Consider the following 14,972-nt stretch of genomic DNA (forward strand, 5'->3'; position numbering starts at 1 on the left):
TTTCCTTTATTAAGCTACTAATTCCAATTTTTTTCTCAAACTTTCCTTTGCACGAGATATCATCGTTCTGCAGTTAGCTTGCGAAATATTTAATATCTCACATATTTCCTCATAGTCATATCCTTCAATAAGATGAAGCGTTAAACAGGTTTGATAGTTATCTTTAAGCTCTTTTATAGTTTCCAAAACTTGATTTGCTTTAAGGGTTGTAAATTCATGTTGACTATCAATGCCATCATTTTTATCTTCAACTTTGTAAATGACATCATCTAAAGGAACGTTGTTGTATTTAGCATTTTTCTTATAATGGTAAATACTGTTGTTAATTACAATTCGTTTTAACCAAGATCCAAATATTTTAACATCCTTTAGACTGTCTAATTTTGTGAACGCCAACAAAAATGAGTCTTGCATGATGTCTTCAGCTTCAAAAGAATCTTTAACAATTCTTATGGAGGCGTTGTACATGGCCTTATAGTATCTATTATATACTTCCATCTGCGCAGATTGATTGCCAGATTTACATAGCTCTATAAGCTGTTCAATATTTAGTTTGGTTAGCGTCACTAAAAACAATTTGTTATAATAATGATGAATACTTTTTTGATTTGTTACACTTTTAATAAAAAAAAATTCCCACATCAATTAATAATGTAGGAATTTAAGTTTTAGATAGATTTTAATAAGGTTAAGATTCTGCAGGCTTTTCAGCTTTTTCAATCTTTATATTAAGTTCTTGTGTTTTGTTATCTAAATCAATAATTATTTTATCGCCTTCTTGTACATGCGAAGTAATAATTTCTTCCGCTAGAGCATCTTCAATATATTTTTGAATCGCTCTTTTTAAAGGTCTGGCTCCATATTGTTTATCAAAACCTTTTTCAGCGATAAAATCCTTAGCTTTCTTACTTAATTTTAAGATATAACCTAAGTCTTTAATTCTTGAAAGAAGTTTTTCTAATTCAATATCAATAATTTTATTAATATCTTCTTTTTCAAGCGTATTAAATACAACCACATCATCAATTCTGTTTAAAAACTCAGGAGCAAATGATTTTTTAAGCGCATTTTCAATAATCCCTTTTGCATTCGCATCTTCTTGCGCTTTTTGCGATGCAGTTCCAAATCCAATACCAGTTCCAAAGTCTTTAAGCTTACGAGCACCAATATTTGATGTCATTATGATAATCGTATTCCTGAAATCAATTTTTCTACCTAAGCTATCAGTTAAATAACCGTCATCAAGGACCTGTAGTAACATATTAAACACATCTGGATGTGCTTTTTCAATTTCATCTAGCAAAATAACAGCATATGGTTTACGTCTCACTTTTTCAGTTAGTTGACCACCTTCTTCATAACCAACATATCCTGGAGGTGCTCCAACCAATCTGGAGATAGCAAATTTCTCCATGTACTCACTCATATCAATTCTAACAAGTGCTTCTTCACTGTCAAATAGCTCTCTAGATAGTACTTTGGCTAACTGTGTTTTACCAACACCAGTTTGACCTAAGAATATAAAGGATCCAATAGGTTTGTTAGGGTCTTTTAGACCTGCTCTATTACGTTGTATAGCCTTAACTACTTTAGCTACGGCATTATCTTGCCCAATTACTTTGCCCTTAATAAGGTCAGGTAATACAGCCAGTTTGTTAATTTCTGTTTGTGCAATTCTATTTACAGGAATGCCTGTCATCATAGAAACCACATCGGCAACATTATCTTCGGTAACGATTTCACGATGTTGCTTGGTGTCTTCTTCCCATTTATCTTGAGCAACTTGAAGTTCTTTTTCTAAACGTTTTTCGTCATCTCTTAACTTGGCAGCTTCTTCATATTTTTGCTTTCTAACTACTAAGTTTTTAGTTTCTTTTACATCTTCTAGTTGTTTTTCTAATTTTAGAATTTGTTCAGGAACATCAATATTAGTTATATGAACGCGAGATCCTGCTTCATCTAAGGCATCAATGGCCTTGTCTGGTAAGAAACGTTCTGTCATATAACGATTGGTTAATTTAACGCAAGCTTGTATTGCTTCTGGTGTGTAATCAACGTTATGATGCTCTTCGTATTTCCCTTTTATATTATTTAAAATTTCTATGGTTTCTTCAACAGTAGTTGGTTCCACAATTACTTTTTGAAAACGACGTTCTAAAGCACCATCTTTTTCTATGTATTGTCTATACTCATCAAGTGTAGTTGCGCCTATACATTGAATTTCACCGCGTGCCAATGCCGGTTTAAACATGTTTGAGGCATCTAAACTGCCTGTTGCTCCACCAGCGCCAACAATGGTATGAATTTCGTCAATAAATAAAATGACATCATCATTCTTTTCAAGCTCGTTCATTACGGCTTTCATACGCTCTTCAAATTGCCCTCTATATTTTGTTCCAGCAACCAAACTAGCTAAATCAAGTGTCACCACACGCTTATTAAATAGAATACGCGATACTTTTCTCTTGATAATTCTAAGCGCTAATCCTTCTGCAATAGCAGATTTACCAACACCGGGTTCACCAATCAATAAAGGATTGTTTTTCTTACGTCTACTTAAAATCTGCGAGACACGTTGAATTTCCTTTTCTCGTCCAACAACTGGATCTAATTTGCCTTCTTCAGCCAATGCTGTTAAATCTCTGCCAAAATTATCTAAAACAGGTGTTTTAGACTTTTTATTGGGTTTGCCTGATGACGGCGTGTTAAACAAGTTGTCTTTTGAAGCATTATCTTCTGAACTTGCATCATCATCTTGAAACGATTCAGATTTGGGTTCAATATAATTATTGTCGTTATTAGTAATCATAAATTTGAATTGTTCTTTTACGTTGTCATAATCAACTTTAAGCTTATTTAAAAGCTTGGTAGTAGGGTCGTTTTCATTTCTTAAAATACATAGTAACAAATGCGCTGTATTTATTGAAGTGCTTTGAAATAATTTTGCCTCTAAAAAAGTAGTTTTTAGAGCACGTTCTGCTTGTCTTGTTAGATGTAAATTCTTTTTTTGATTTGAAGTTACAGTAATGTTTGGGTTTGCTGGGCTTAATATTTCAACTTTTCTTCTTAAATGATTTAAATCAATTTCTAGGGCATTTAAAATATCAATAGCTTTACCATTTCCATCACGTAAAAGACCAAGCATTAAGTGTTCAGTACCAATAAAATCATGGCCTAAACGCAATGCTTCCTCTTTGCTGTAAGCAATTACATCTTTTACTCTAGGTGAAAAATTGTCATCCATAATAGGTTCCTTTCTGCATTAAAAGTAATAAAACAATTTAGTAAAGACAAAAACTATACCTTAAATTGTCTATATGTTGCTAATTGACAAAAAAAACTTTAAAAAATCAAAATTTTTAATAGCATATTTATTAACGAAATTCATAGGGTAAATTGTTAATAAAAAAACACTAAAAAAATAGACTAAAAGTCCTGCTGTGACTGATGAAATAGTTATCTTAGCACGATTTGAAATATTCCAAATAAAACTAATTAAATTTATATGGCTGAAGGAGAAAAACTTATACCAATTAATATAGAAGACGAAATGAAATCGGCTTACATTGATTATTCAATGTCGGTCATTGTGTCACGTGCTTTACCCGATGTACGAGATGGTTTAAAACCAGTTCATAGACGTGTTCTTTTTGGAATGCACGAGCTAGGTGTTAGATCAAATACGGCGCATAAAAAATCTGCAAGAATAGTTGGTGAGGTTTTGGGTAAATACCATCCTCATGGTGATACATCGGTTTATGATGCGATGGTACGAATGGCTCAGGAGTGGAGTTTGCGTTATATGTTGGTTGATGGTCAAGGTAACTTTGGGTCTGTTGATGGTGATAGTCCAGCAGCAATGCGTTATACAGAAGCACGTATGCGTAAAATATCTGAAGACATGTTGGCAGATATTGATAAAGAAACGGTTGATCATCAGTTAAATTTTGATGACACCCTTAAAGAGCCCACCGTTTTGCCGACTCGTATCCCAGGGCTGCTAGTTAACGGCGCTTCTGGTATTGCAGTTGGTATGGCAACAAACATGCCACCTCATAATTTAAGTGAAGTGGTAGATGGAATTATCGCTTATATTGATAATAATGAAATTGAAATTGATGAGCTTATTAAACATGTAAAAGCTCCAGATTTTCCAACAGGAGGAACTATATATGGTTATGATGGTGTAAAAGAAGCATTTCATACGGGTCGTGGTCGCATAATGATGCGAGGTAAATCTAATATTGAAGAGGTTAATGGGCGTGAATGTATTATAGTTACTGAAATACCATATCAAGTAAACAAGGCAGATATGATTAAAAAAACTGCCGATTTAGTAAATGACAAAAAGCTTGATGGAATTTCTACAATAAGAGACGAATCCGATAGGAATGGAATGCGGATTGTTTATGTTTTAAAACGTGATGCTATACCAAATATAGTATTAAATAAACTTTATAAGTATACACAGTTACAGTCGTCATTTAGTGTTAATAATATAGCTTTAGTAAAAGGGCGCCCTCAAATGTTGAATCTAAAAGATATGATTCATTATTTTGTTGAGCACAGACACGAAGTTGTTGTTAGAAGAACCACTTATGAATTACGTAAAGCTGAAGAAAGAGCGCATATTTTAGAAGGTTTAATCATTGCTTCAGATAATATTGATGAAGTGATCGCTATCATTCGGGCATCTTCAAATGCAGACGAAGCGCGAGAGAAATTAATTGCTCGTTTTGAATTATCGGAACTTCAAGCAAAAGCGATTGTAGAAATGCGTTTGCGTCAGCTTACAGGTTTAGAGCAAGATAAATTAAGAAGCGAGTACGAAGATTTAATGAATACCATAGAAGATTTAAAGGATATTCTTGATAAAAAAGAACGTCGTATGGATATCATTAAAAAAGAACTTGCCGAAGTAAAAAATAAATATGGTGATGAAAGACGATCAGTAATTGAATATGCCGGAGGCGATTTGAGTATTGAAGATATGATTCCAGATGAAAAGGTAGTTATTACTATTTCTCATGCAGGTTATATTAAGCGTACGTCATTAACAGAATACAAAACTCAAAATAGAGGCGGCGTTGGTCAAAAAGCATCTACAACAAGAAACGAAGATTTTTTAGAACATTTATTTGTTGGGACTAACCATCAATATATGCTTTTCTTTACTCAAAAAGGAAAATGTTTCTGGATGCGTGTTTATGAAATTCCTGAAGGCAGTAAAACATCTAAAGGTAGAGCGATTCAAAACTTAATAAATATTGAGCAGGATGATAACGTTAAAGCATTTATTTGCACTCAAGATTTAAAAGATGAGAATTATATAAATAGTCATTATGTCATCATGGCAACTAAAAATGGCCAAGTTAAAAAGACCTTATTAGAGCAGTATTCTCGTCCAAGAACGAATGGTATTAATGCTATTACTATTAAGGAGGATGATATACTTCTAGAAGCAAGGTTAACAACCGGAGAAAGTCAAGTTATGTTAGCCCTTAAATCTGGTAAGGCTATAAGATTTGAAGAAGCTAAGACCCGACCAATGGGAAGAAGTGCTTCTGGTGTAAGAGGCATTAAGTTAGCGAACTCAAAAGATGAAGTAATTGGAATGGTTACTATTGAAAACCCTCAAGAAGAATCTGTACTAGTAGTCTCAGAAAACGGATATGGTAAACGTACCTATATAGATGATCCGGAAGATGGTGAACCAGTATACAGAATTACTAATCGTGGAGGAAAAGGGGTTAAAACCATCTCAATTACAGAAAAAACAGGTAATTTAGTATCTATTAAAAGTGTAACAGACGATGATGATTTAATGATTATTAATAAATCAGGTATCGCTATTCGTATGTCGGTTAAAAATTTAAGAATCATGGGAAGAGCGACCCAAGGTGTTAAATTAATTAATCTTAGAAATGGAGATTCAATTGCGGCTGTTGCCAAAGTAATGCCAGATGATGAGGTGGAAGAAGAGGATTCAGATTCAATAGAATCTATTGAAAATACTGATGAGTTGACTGATGGCACAACTCTTGATAATACAGAAGAAGACGATAACAATTAATATATTAACTTAAAAATTATTTAAAAATGAAAAAACAGGTTATAATAGCTTTAGCAGTATTGTTAAGCACCTTTTCAGTAGCTCAAAAAAAAGAGTTAAGAGCTGTAGAAAAAGCTATTAAAGATAATAATTACTCTGAGGCTAAAGCTTCATTAAGTCAAGTTGAATCGATGCTTCCTACTATGGAAGCTAAATACAAATCGCAATATTACTTTTTGCAAGCACAAGCATTATATGCTAATGGAGCGGGTTCGAATGTAGATATAGACAAAGCTCTAGAAAGTTTATCCAAGGTAACCGAAGGATATACTGATGAGGTGTCTGCATTAAAGGGAACTATGGTAAGCAATATGCTAACTAAAGGAAATGCTGCCTATGAAAAAAATGAATATGCAATAGCTTCAATTAATTTTGAGCGTGCTTATAGAGTTTCGCCAAAAGACACGGTTTATTTATATTATGCAGCTGCTACATCTGTTAATATTCAAGATTATGATAGGGCGTTAACGCTGTACAAAGAGCTTAAAGATTTAGGATATACTGGTGTTGAGACTCAATATTTTGCAACGAATGTTGAAACAAGTGAAGATGAATTATTTCAGAATAAATCAATGCGTGATTTATCGGTAAAAGCAAAATCTCACATTAAACCAACTGATCGTAAATCAGAATCTAAAGAAGCTGAAATTGTAAAAAACATAGCACTTATTTATTTAAGTAAGGATGATAATGAAAATGCCTTAGCAGCTATGAAAGATGCTAGAGCTAAAAACCCAGATGATATTAACTTATTACTATCTGAGGCCAATGTTTACTATAAAATGGGTAATACAGAAGAATTTAAAAATCTATTACAATTAGCAACAACAAAAGACCCTCAAAATCCAGAATTACAATATAATTTAGGAGTAATATCTTCAGAATCTGATCATCCTGAAGAAGCAATGGACTATTACAAAAAAGCCATAGAATTAGACCCTAAGTATATAAATGCTTACATTAATATTTCTGCTTTAATTTTAAATAGAGAACAAGCTTTAATAGAAGAAATGAATGGTTTAGGAACTTCAAAGAAAGACGATTTGCGTTATGAAGAACTAAAAAATATGAGACAAGATATTTATAAGAATGCTATTCCTTATCTTGAAAAAGCACTAGAAATAGATTCAAAAAATCTTAGTGCAGCTAAAACGCTGCACAATATCTATGGCGTTACAGGTGAAAAAGTTAAACATGATGCTATGCAAAAAATAGTAGATGCCCTTGAAGCTGAAGCTAACTAAGGACATACTATTTCTGATATAAAAAAGCCGCAATTAGCGGCTTTTTTTATATAATTTTTTTTATTACTCTGAGTTTATGGGTATGAGATTTTTGATCCACATTATAGATCCCCGTGTGGTCTAAACGGTCTATTCTCACTTTTCCAAAAGAATGTATAATATAATTATCTTGCATAATTAAACCAACATGAATAATTTCACCTTCATTATTATCAAAAAACGCTAAATCACCAGGCTCACTCTCTTCAATGAAACTTAGTGCTTCGCCTTGAGTTGCTTGTTGCGAAGCATCACGTAATAGTTCATATCCGTTTAATTTATAAACCATTTGAGTAAATCCGGAGCTATCAATACCAAAGGGACTTTTTCCTCCCCAAAGATGTGGTGTATTTAAGTATAAAAATGAGGTCTTAATAATACTGCTTTTTGGCTTTCTTCCTTCAACAATATTACCGTCATGAGAATGGTTTAAAATAGATAAACCGTTTAATGAAGATCCTAATAACACGGGATGCAATTGTTCGTTTTTATCTTGAATGAATTCAACTAAATCTATTGATAATTTAGGGACAGATTTGTTTAACGCTTTATATTGATCTTCTTCAATTTCTTGATACTGTTTGTTATCAATCCAACCTTCATAAGAATCAAAAGCCAGTCTAATTTTACTCCAGTATTTTCGTTTTTCTAATATTTTAAAAAAATCACCATAGAGTAATTGTGTTACTAATTGGCTTTCATTAGTTGGATCAAAACATAAAGGAACAATGCTTAGATGACAAATTCCGTATTGCATTTACAAAGGTTTAACGACGTTCAATAATAACTGCTGAAGCACCACCACCACCATTACATATAGCAGCAGCACCTATTTTAGCGTTGTTTTGTTCTAACACATTAATTAAAGTAACTAAAATGCGTGCACCCGAACATCCAAGAGGATGACCTAAAGAAACGGCACCACCATTTACATTTACATTTTTATCATTAAGTCCTAGAATTTTCATATTAGCTAAGCCAACTACAGAAAAAGCTTCATTAAATTCAAAGTAATCTACATCCTTAATTAAAATTCCTGCTTTGTCTAATGCTTTAGGTAAAGCTTTTGCCGGCGCTGTTGTAAACCAATTAGGCTCATGAGCAGCATCAGCATACCCTTTTATAACAGCTAATGGTTTTAATCCTAATTCGTCTGCTTTATCTTTACTCATTAATACTATGGCTGCAGCACCATCGTTAATGGTAGAGGCATTAGCCGCTGTAACAGTGCCTTCTTTTGTAAAAGCGGGGCGAAGTGACGGTATTTTTTCAATTTTTACATTCGTAAATTCTTCATCTTTACTAATAAAAATAGAGTCTCCACGTCGCTGGGGGACTTCAACAGGAACCACTTCATTATTAAATTTACCAGAATTCCATGCAGATTCAGATCGTTTATAAGATTGAATTGCAAAAGCATCCTGATCTTCTCTAGAAAATTTATATTTAGTTGCACAAGCATCAGCACAAACACCCATCGCATTTTGATCGTAGGCATCAACTAATCCATCCTTTTGCATACCATCTACCAACGTAGCAGGGCCAAATTTTGTACCATTTCTAGCATGTAAATAGTGTGGAATTAAACTCATAGTTTCCATGCCACCAGCCACTATAATATCGGCATCACCAATGGCTATTGCCTGCGCAGCTTGCATAACTGTTTTCATACCAGACGCACATACTTTATTAACTGTTGTACAAGGAACAGTATTTGGTATGCCAGCATAAATGGCAGCCTGTCTGGCAGGTGCTTGGCCAACACCAGCCTGTACAACATTTCCCATTAATACTTCTTGAACTAAATTAGGATTTAAATTTATTTTTTCTAAAGCGCCTTTTATGGCAATAGCTCCTAATTTTGAAGCAGGAATAGTTGATAAAGCTCCTAAAAAACTTCCAATGGGTGTTCTAACCGCTGATACAATAACGACTTCTTTCATGATATTAGTTTTCAATCATTTGTTCCTGCGAATTTAATTAAAATAGATAACTTTTATGTCATTTGAAAACATATTAATTGAATGTGATAATTGTCATAGACAAAAGGTGAAATTATTATTATAATTGCTTTAAATATCAAGTAAATACATATGAAAGACTATAAAAAACACTATATAGCTGTAATTGGTGGATCAATCTCAGGCTCTGAAGCCGCCAGCTTATTGGCTAATAATGGTTTTAGAGTTGTGGTATTTGATATGAATAAACTGCCATACGGTAAAATTGAAGACGGACTGCCTAGCTGGCATATTAATTTACGAAATAGGCAAGAAACAGAGATAGATAAGAAGTTATTTCATGATAATATTCGTTATGTTCCTTTGGTTAAGATTGGCCGTGATATTTCATTTAAGGATTTAGTAGAGAATTGGGGGTTTTCAGCAGTTATTTTGGCAAATGGAGCGTGGATGGATAGAACAGTTCCTATTGAGGGCATTGATAAATTCAAGAATAACGGACTAATTTATCAGAATGATTTTATTTATTGGTTCAATCATAAACATGAGCCTAACTATAATGGGATTCAATATAAATTAAAGGATAACGCTGTTATATTTGGAGGAGGTTTAGCCTCATTAGATGTTGTTAAAATATTTATGATTGAATTGGTCAAGGAAAGGCTAAAAGATTTATATAATATTGACGAAGACCTTTTTAAATTAGAGAAATATGGAATTGATAAAGTGTTAGAGGAGCACAATGTGCCTTTTGAAGATTTAAAAATTGATGGTGTAACTCTGGTATATAGAAGAAACGCAGAAGATATGCCATTAAAATCTCCTAAAGATGATACTCAGAAAAGTATTGATGTGGCTCGAGATGTTTCTAAGAAGCTGTTAGAAAAATATAGAGAGAAGTTTAAATTTAAGTTTAAACCCTTAAGCGTTCCAATTGATTTTATTGAAGAAAAGAATTCTTTAAAGGGAATAATTCTTCAAAAAGTTAAACTATATAATGGTAGGATTGTTCCAATTGAAAATAGAACAGAAGAGTTGCACTCAGATATGTTAGTATCATCTATTGGAAGTATTCCAGAACAAATAGAAGGATTACCGTACGAGTCGTCGTATTTAAAAATGCGCAAACGGGTAGATTATCATGTTTATGGGTACGATAATGTTTTTGCCGTTGGAAATGCGGTAACGGGAAGAGGAAATATTCAGGAATCAAAACAGCATGGAAAACAAATTACAGAAAAAATCATTGACTTATATTTAACAGATGATGTTTTTGAAGAATGGTTAATTAATTTAAACGAATCCATAAAATCAAAAGTTTCTGAGCAAATAACATCCATTATACAGGAAATCTCATCAAAGGAAATCCAACCAGATGATATCATTCAAAATATTTTAGATAGGACAAAAGCACTTAATGATCTTCATAATTATACAACTTATCCAGAATGGATTGATAGACACAGACCAATCCGATTAGAAGAACTTATTAAAAATGGCAAAGCGTAAATAGGTATCGCTAAATATTTAGTATTTTTGATGCATTGCTACCATTAAATGAAAGACTTCATAAATAAATTATATAGAAATCACTCCTTAATTTATAAGGTGTTATTATTTATATCGGCTACTTTTTTAATTGTGTATTTATTTCCTAAAACGGGACGATTTAAATATAACTTTGAAAAAGGAAAGCCTTGGCAATCAGAAAATTTATATGCACCCTTTAATTTTGCCATTAAAAAATCTCAAGAGGAAATAGCTCAAGAGAAGAAGGCCATAACAGAACTTTCAACTATCTTTTTTAATGTTGATAATTCTATTAGTAAAGACGTTAAAGATGCATTTGAAATTCAGTTCAAAACAGCTTTTTCTGATTCCATTCCAAGGCTAGAATTAAACATTTTATATAAAGCAGGAGAGCGTATTATTGATGAATTGTATCATTTTGGGGTATTAAGTGAAAATTATAATTTCTCTCCAGATAGAACAGTTAAAATACTAGAAAATCGTGTTGAAAAGTATACAACTAAATACGGTAATCTCGTTGGTGAAGAACAACTTTCATCTATTATTAACAAGGTTTTAGTCGATTCGAAACTTACAAAGTATAAAACAGAGTTTGCCTCTTTATTTTTTGATTTAATTCAGGTTAATTTAACTTATGACGAATCGTTTACGAAAAAGGTTTTAAATGAAGATCTTGATAAAATTGCTTATGCACGCGGTAGTATTGAAAAAGAAACCCTAATTATATCGAAAGGAGAAATTGTTGAAGGTGATAAGTATCAGATTTTAGAATCATTAAAGTCTGAATATGAATCACAGGTTTGGAATGCATCAAATTATAATTGGATTTTATTTGCTTATACCTTATTGGTCTCTCTGGCTCTTTTGATGCTGCTTTTATTTTTAAGAAAATACCGAATAGAAGTTTTTGAAAACAACACTAAAGTAACCTTTATTTTCTTTAATATATTTTTAATGGTTTTAATAACAACTATGGTTGTGAATTATAATGCCAAGTATATATATGTCGTTCCTATTTGTATTTTACCACTCGTTTTTAAGGCATTTTTTGATGCGCGTTTAGGCCTTTTTGCACATGTAATAACCGTTTTGTTGTTAGGTTCTATAGTGCCGAATAGTTATGAATATATGTTCCTTCAAATTATCGCAGGTATTGTTACTATTTTAACAGTTTCAGAGTTATATAAACGTGCTAATTTATTTATTTCGGTAGGTCAGATAACCTTAATATATATTATTGCGTATTTCGCATTTTTTTTAATTCATGAAGGTAGTATTGAAACGATTAAGTGGGAAACGTTTATTTGGTTTATTTTGTGTGGACTTGCCACTTTGTTTGTACAACCACTTATATATATATATGAAAAATTGTTTGGCTTAGTATCAGACGTATCACTTTTAGAACTGTCTGACACTAACACGAAGTTGCTTAAAGAGTTATCAAATAAAGCACCAGGTACCTTTCACCATTCTTTAAACGTTGCGAACCTAGCAGAGTCTTGTGCCAATGAAGTTGGCGCTAATGCCATGTTGATTAGGGTTGGTGCATTATATCATGATATAGGCAAAATGAAAAGCCCAAAATATTTTATTGAAAATCAATCAACAGGTATCAATCCTCATGACGAACTATCTTCAAAAGAAAGTGCAAGAATTATTATTGAGCATGTTATAGCAGGTATTGAAATTGCAAAAAAGCACAATTTACCAGATAGAGTTATTGATTTTATAAGAACCCATCATGGTACAAGTATGGTCTATTATTTCTACATAAAAGAGAAAGAATTAGAAGAAGAAGTTGATAAATCGAACTTCATGTATCCAGGACCAAAACCTTTTAGTAAAGAAACCGCCATTTTAATGATGTGTGATAGTGTGGAAGCAGCGTCTAAAAGTTTAAAAGAACCAACATCAACGAAAATTGATTTATTTGTTGAAAATATTATTGACAAGCAAATTGAAGAAGGGCAATTTCTTAATGCCAATATTACTTTTAAAGAAATTGAGTCTATAAAAAAAGTGTTAAAGCGCAAGCTAGCAAACATTTATCATTTGCGTATTGAATATCCAGAATAATTTTTTTAAAAAGTTAAATAAATAGTTGTGTTCTTAAAGATGATATACTACATTTGCATCCGCAATTTTATTGCTAAAGTTCATTAAAATAGGAGAGGTGCCAGAGTGGTAATGGAGCAGATTGCTAATCTGTCGACGCGTAAGTGTCGCCAGGGTTCGAATCCCTGTCTCTCCGCAATTTATTGATAACTATTTCGGGGTGTAGCGTAGCCCGGTTATCGCGCCGCGTTTGGGACGCGGAGGTCGCAGGTTCGAATCCTGCCACCCCGACATTTTGGATTTATCGGTCGCGTAGCTCAGTTGGATAGAGCATCTGCCTTCTAAGCAGACGGTCACAGGTTCGAATCCTGTCGCGATCACATTATGCGAAACCCCACTAATAGTGGGGTTTTTGCATTAATAGCGCCTTATTTTATGTGAAATCTTTACACAAAATTTAACGTTTTTTACATCAAAATACATTAACTTTATATCAAAAGTGTATGTGAAAGTGTATGTAAAACATGATTAGATATGAGAGCGAGTATTAAATATTTATCTTCTCAAAGAGAAAGTAGCAATGGTTTTCCTATTTGCGTAGAATTGATTTACCATAAAAAACGACTAAGAAAAACTATTGGCAATTCTTTTCCTCAATTTTGGGATGATGAACACAAACAACCTTTTAAAGAGCATCCAGCGTATTATGACCTTGCTTCAACGCTGTTATATTATAAATCTAAAATTCATAAAGTTAATTTTGGTAGAATAACTTTTGAGGAAGCTAAAGCAATTCTTTTTGAAGGGGATGTTGAATCAAAAGCCTTTAAAGATATTGGTATTATTGAGTTTTTTAAAATTCGTATTAATGAAAAGAACTTAAAAAAGGAAAGTTACAGGGCTTATGCTGGCGTACAACAAGTTTTAGAAAAATATTTAAGTCGTGATATACCAATTAACGAAATAACCTATGAATGGTTAAATGCTTTTGTATTGCATAAACTTAGAACAGGGTGCAAAGAAGGGGGCGTTATGAGTTATTTAAGAACTATGCGAGCCGTTTACAAAGAAGCGCAGCGTAGAACCTCATTGCGTATTAAACAAGACAACCCCTTTACAGGAATCATTAAAAGCACCACAACCAAACCCGTTATAAAATTATCTTGCGAAGAATTACATACGCTACATACCTTTGTGCCGAAGAAATTCACTTCTATTAAGACAAGAGAGCGCATTAAACAGGTTATAGACGTCTTTTTATTCCAATTTTATATTGGTGGACATGATTATGTTGATATTGCCTCATTGACATGGGAAAACGTTAAAAATGACCGAATTAAATTCCAGCGTTATAAATTGCGTAATAAAAAAAATGGTGGGCCAATTATAGATAATTTACTTTCACCAGAAGCTTTACAAATTATAGAAGTGCATGGCACTAAAAATGAGGAACGTATCTTTAGTTTTATACCCAACCCAAAAACCCATCCAAAAGACTATCAATTTTATCAGAAAAACATTAATAGAACGCTTAAATTGGTTTCTGAAAGTCTAGAGTTTAGAAATATAATGAAAACTAAAAGCCCTCGTTATATTTTTAGAACTTATGCTGGAGAGCTTTTAATACATGACCTTATTATAATGAAATTACAAGGTCATACGCCACAAGGTGTTACTTTTAATTATCAAGGAGCTATTTCTTATAAAGTAATTGATGAATCTCATATTAAAATTTTAAACATCATAAAAAAAATATAAAAAACATCTTTTTTATTTTTGGGTGTGGTGTTATTTACATTATTTGGGAATTATTGGGGTGTTTTTTGTGGTACTTTGGGGTGTTTATTGTGGTACTTTGGGGTGTTTATTGTGGTACTTTGGGGTGTTTTTTGTGGTGCTTTGGGGTACTTTTGGGTATATTTGGATGTATTTGTGGTGGTGTTCTGTGTGGTGTTATTGCAATGTTAGGTGCAGTGTTCTTTAAAAATTGTAAACAACTGTCTTGAATATCAAAAGCAACATTTTTTCACT

General features: G+C 32.6%; 9 protein-coding genes and 3 tRNA genes. 8 read left to right on the plus strand and 4 right to left on the minus strand.

Annotated features, from left to right (window positions below):
- Positions 1–9: 9 nt before the first annotated feature.
- Together AC15TD_RS14045 and AC15TD_RS14050 are read right to left on the minus strand one after the other, a co-directional pair.
- Positions 10–567: an RNA polymerase sigma factor gene (locus tag AC15TD_RS14045; protein ID WP_484452772.1), complete on the minus strand. Its 558-nt coding sequence runs from the start codon at positions 565–567 to the stop codon at positions 10–12.
- Positions 568–688: 121 nt separating this feature from the next.
- Positions 689–3,244 (minus strand): ATP-dependent Clp protease ATP-binding subunit, encoded by a 2,556-nt coding sequence (locus AC15TD_RS14050; protein WP_484452773.1) that lies wholly within the window; start codon positions 3,242–3,244, stop codon positions 689–691.
- 261 nt (positions 3,245–3,505) lie between these two features.
- Between AC15TD_RS14050 and gyrA the strand changes: the two genes are divergently transcribed.
- Positions 3,506–6,073: a DNA gyrase subunit A gene (gene gyrA / locus AC15TD_RS14055; RefSeq protein WP_484452774.1), complete on the plus strand. Its 2,568-nt coding sequence runs from the start codon at positions 3,506–3,508 to the stop codon at positions 6,071–6,073.
- 26 nt (positions 6,074–6,099) lie between these two features.
- A complete protein-coding gene (locus tag AC15TD_RS14060; RefSeq protein WP_484452775.1) occupies positions 6,100–7,356 on the plus strand; it encodes a tetratricopeptide repeat protein in 1,257 nt (418 codons plus the stop codon).
- A gap of 46 nt (positions 7,357–7,402) precedes the next feature.
- Here the strand turns inward: AC15TD_RS14060 and AC15TD_RS14065 are convergent, their stop codons facing one another.
- Together AC15TD_RS14065 and AC15TD_RS14070 are read right to left on the minus strand one after the other, a co-directional pair.
- Positions 7,403–8,152, minus strand: a complete 750-nt coding sequence (locus AC15TD_RS14065; RefSeq protein WP_484452776.1) for a C40 family peptidase — start codon at positions 8,150–8,152, stop codon at positions 7,403–7,405.
- A gap of 10 nt (positions 8,153–8,162) precedes the next feature.
- Entirely contained in the window at positions 8,163–9,338 is a 1,176-nt protein-coding gene (locus AC15TD_RS14070) for an acetyl-CoA C-acyltransferase (protein WP_484452777.1), read from the minus strand.
- A gap of 150 nt (positions 9,339–9,488) precedes the next feature.
- Here AC15TD_RS14070 and AC15TD_RS14075 point away from each other — a divergent pair, with 150 nt between their 5' ends.
- The 6 genes from AC15TD_RS14075 to AC15TD_RS14100 all read left to right on the plus strand — a co-directional run bounded on the left by AC15TD_RS14075 (position 9,489) and on the right by AC15TD_RS14100 (position 14,699).
- The gene (locus AC15TD_RS14075; protein WP_484452778.1) at positions 9,489–10,865 is read left to right on the plus strand and encodes a hypothetical protein; all 1,377 of its coding nucleotides are present in this window, start codon (positions 9,489–9,491) and stop codon (positions 10,863–10,865) included.
- Between the two features lie 48 nt (positions 10,866–10,913).
- Positions 10,914–12,962, plus strand: coding sequence for an HD family phosphohydrolase (locus tag AC15TD_RS14080; protein WP_484452779.1), 2,049 nt, complete (start codon positions 10,914–10,916; stop codon positions 12,960–12,962).
- Positions 12,963–13,053: 91 nt separating this feature from the next.
- Positions 13,054–13,137, plus strand: a tRNA-Ser gene (locus AC15TD_RS14085).
- 20 nt (positions 13,138–13,157) lie between these two features.
- Positions 13,158–13,232, plus strand: a tRNA-Pro gene (locus AC15TD_RS14090).
- 15 nt (positions 13,233–13,247) lie between these two features.
- Positions 13,248–13,321 (plus strand) — tRNA-Arg (locus AC15TD_RS14095).
- 154 nt (positions 13,322–13,475) lie between these two features.
- On the plus strand, positions 13,476–14,699 hold the full coding sequence (locus AC15TD_RS14100; RefSeq protein ID WP_484452780.1) for a phage integrase SAM-like domain-containing protein: 1,224 nt from the start codon (positions 13,476–13,478) through the stop codon (positions 14,697–14,699).
- Positions 14,700–14,972: the final 273 nt, after the last annotated feature.

The sequence above is a fragment of the Yeosuana sp. genome, assembly GCF_057126245.1.

Excerpts from the sequence above, each read along its gene's own strand:
- AC15TD_RS14050 (WP_484452773.1), bottom strand. The coding sequence starts at position 3,244 with ATGGATGACAATTTTTCACCTAGAGTAAAAGATGTAATTGCTTACAGC.
- gyrA (WP_484452774.1), top strand. The coding sequence starts at position 3,506 with ATGGCTGAAGGAGAAAAACTTATACCAATTAATATAGAAGACGAAATG.
- AC15TD_RS14060 (WP_484452775.1), top strand. The coding sequence starts at position 6,100 with ATGAAAAAACAGGTTATAATAGCTTTAGCAGTATTGTTAAGCACCTTT.
- AC15TD_RS14065 (WP_484452776.1), bottom strand. The coding sequence starts at position 8,152 with ATGCAATACGGAATTTGTCATCTAAGCATTGTTCCTTTATGTTTTGAT.
- AC15TD_RS14070 (WP_484452777.1), bottom strand. The coding sequence starts at position 9,338 with ATGAAAGAAGTCGTTATTGTATCAGCGGTTAGAACACCCATTGGAAGT.
- AC15TD_RS14075 (WP_484452778.1), top strand. The coding sequence starts at position 9,489 with ATGAAAGACTATAAAAAACACTATATAGCTGTAATTGGTGGATCAATC.
- AC15TD_RS14080 (WP_484452779.1), top strand. The coding sequence starts at position 10,914 with ATGAAAGACTTCATAAATAAATTATATAGAAATCACTCCTTAATTTAT.
- AC15TD_RS14100 (WP_484452780.1), top strand. The coding sequence starts at position 13,476 with ATGAGAGCGAGTATTAAATATTTATCTTCTCAAAGAGAAAGTAGCAAT.